Annotated in this window: 2 protein-coding genes and 1 pseudogene; 2 read left to right on the top strand and 1 reads right to left on the bottom strand. The window is 39.8% G+C overall.

Going from position 1 to position 1,930, the window contains the following annotated elements; translation table 11 throughout:
* Positions 1–539: IS6-like element IS1008 family transposase (locus FTV09_RS17600; RefSeq protein WP_106470277.1), on the top strand; the 539-nt coding region annotated here is incomplete at its 5' end.
* Between the two features lie 170 nt (positions 540–709).
* Here the strand turns inward: FTV09_RS17600 and FTV09_RS17595 are convergent.
* Positions 710–1,768, bottom strand: a complete 1,059-nt coding sequence (locus tag FTV09_RS17595; protein ID WP_004281883.1) for a 2,3-butanediol dehydrogenase — start codon at positions 1,766–1,768, stop codon at positions 710–712.
* A 36-nt stretch (positions 1,769–1,804) separates the two neighbouring features.
* On the opposite strand from FTV09_RS17595, the pseudogene FTV09_RS17590 reads away from it, so the two are divergent.
* Positions 1,805–1,930, top strand: a pseudogene (locus FTV09_RS17590) (DDE-type integrase/transposase/recombinase); the annotation flags it as partial.

Here is a 1,930-nt window from a genome sequence, read left to right as displayed (position 1 = left end):
CAGAAATGGAAAAACGGTTACGCTGGTATTGGCGTAATCCTACAGATTTACATTCATGGCATATGGATGAGACTTATATCAAAGTGAAGGGGCGATGGACTTACCTGTATCGTGCAGTTGATCAACGGGGTCATACGATTGACTTTTACCTTTCCGCTAGACGGAACAGTAAATCAGCCTATAGTTTTCTAGGAAAGATCTTCAATACGGTGAAAAAATGGCAAATTCCACGGGTCATCAATACAGATAAAGCAGCGACCTATGGCCATGCTTTATCACGATTAAAGCGAGAAGGAAAATGTCCAGTAGATATTGAGCACAGGCAGATTAAGTATAAAAATAATGTCATTGAATGTGATCATGGTAAGTTAAAGCGAATCATCAGGGCCACATTAGGATTCAAATCTATGAAGACGGCTTATGCCACAATTAAAGGTATTGAAGTCATGCGTGCACTACGTAAAGGACAAGCTTCGTCATTTTATTATGGTCAGCCTCAGGGGGAAGTGTGTCTAATCAACAGGGTTTTCGGTCTCTAAGCACTTTTTAAAGGGAACATCATCGACTCAAATCTCTATTTGCAACAGTGCCGTAAATTTGAGAATGAATCTGTACGTACAGACTCATTCCCTATCTATAAAGATATTAGAAATAGCTACATAGAGTTTATTTCTAGTTTATTCAAATTAGTCGTTCAAATTAGGCGTTACTACGGATGAACAATAATTTTTACAGCAGACTCATTATTATGAATCAATGTTTCAAAGCCTTTAGAAACAAGATCATCTAATGCAATCCGTTGGGTAATAAAAGGTTCTAGATTAATCTTACCTTGCTCAACCAAACGGATAGTTTCCTGATGATCATTTACATAAGCAATCGTGCCACGAATATCTAGCTCTTTCATCACCACACTATGCACATTAATTGTGGCAGGATGGCTCCAAATAGAAACGATAACGACTACACCAGTTGGTTTCATTGCTGCAACGAGTGTATCCATGACTTTATTGACACTACTACATTCAAAAGCGACATCTACACCGCGGTCTTCTGTAATTTTCATTACCTCAGCAACTACATCAACCTTAGATGGGTCTAGTACATAATCGGCAACACCCGCTTCTATCGCTTTTTCTTTACGTTTTGCACTCAGTTCAGTAATGATGACCGTGAGACCTTTAGCCTTTAAAATAGCAGATAAAAGTAAGCCTATTGGGCCTGCTCCACCAACCAGTGCGATATCGCCAGCTTTTGCGCCACTTCTGACATAGGCATGATGACCGACAGATAAAGGTTCTATCAATGCTGCTTGGTCTAAAGGAATATCATTTGAAATAGGATGTACCCAACGCCGCTGAACTGCAATTTTTTCAGAAAGACCACCACCGCGTCCGCCTAAACCAATAAAGTTCATATTTTTTGATAAATGATACTTATCATTGGGGCCAGTCGGCACATCGTCAGCAATGATGTAGGGTTCAACTACGACATGTTGCCCAATTTGGATATCATCTACACCCTCTCCAACTGCATAAACCACGCCTGAAAATTCATGTCCCATTGTTACAGGTGCAGATTCTCCCGAAATTGGGTGTGGGTGACCACAAGGTGGAATAAAAATAGGACCTTCCATGAATTCATGTAAATCTGTACCGCAAATACCACACCACGCAACTTGAATTCCAACTGTGCCTGGAAGTACTTTCGGTTCAGGGATATCTTCAATTCGAATATCCCCTCGGTCATAAAAACGAGCTGCTTTCATTTTATATTCCTTATATTGATGTTAACGGTAAACCATTCTAGACGTAATACCAAATCAGCATATTGTTTTCTTGGAAAAATTTTAAATAATGTGAAGAAGTGGCAAATTCCACAAGTGATCAACACGGATAAAGCACCCACATATGGACGTGCTTTATCACGG

It is taken from the genome of Acinetobacter sp. YH12227 (assembly GCF_013417785.1).
Classification (GTDB): Bacteria; Pseudomonadota; Gammaproteobacteria; order Pseudomonadales; family Moraxellaceae; genus Acinetobacter; species Acinetobacter gandensis.
This window is presented reverse-complemented; position numbering and strand designations above follow the sequence as displayed.

Bases quoted from the DNA above. Each gene is read 5' to 3' on its own strand.
- FTV09_RS17595 (WP_004281883.1), bottom strand. From the start codon at position 1,768: ATGAAAGCAGCTCGTTTTTATGACCGAGGGGATATTCGAATTGAAGAT.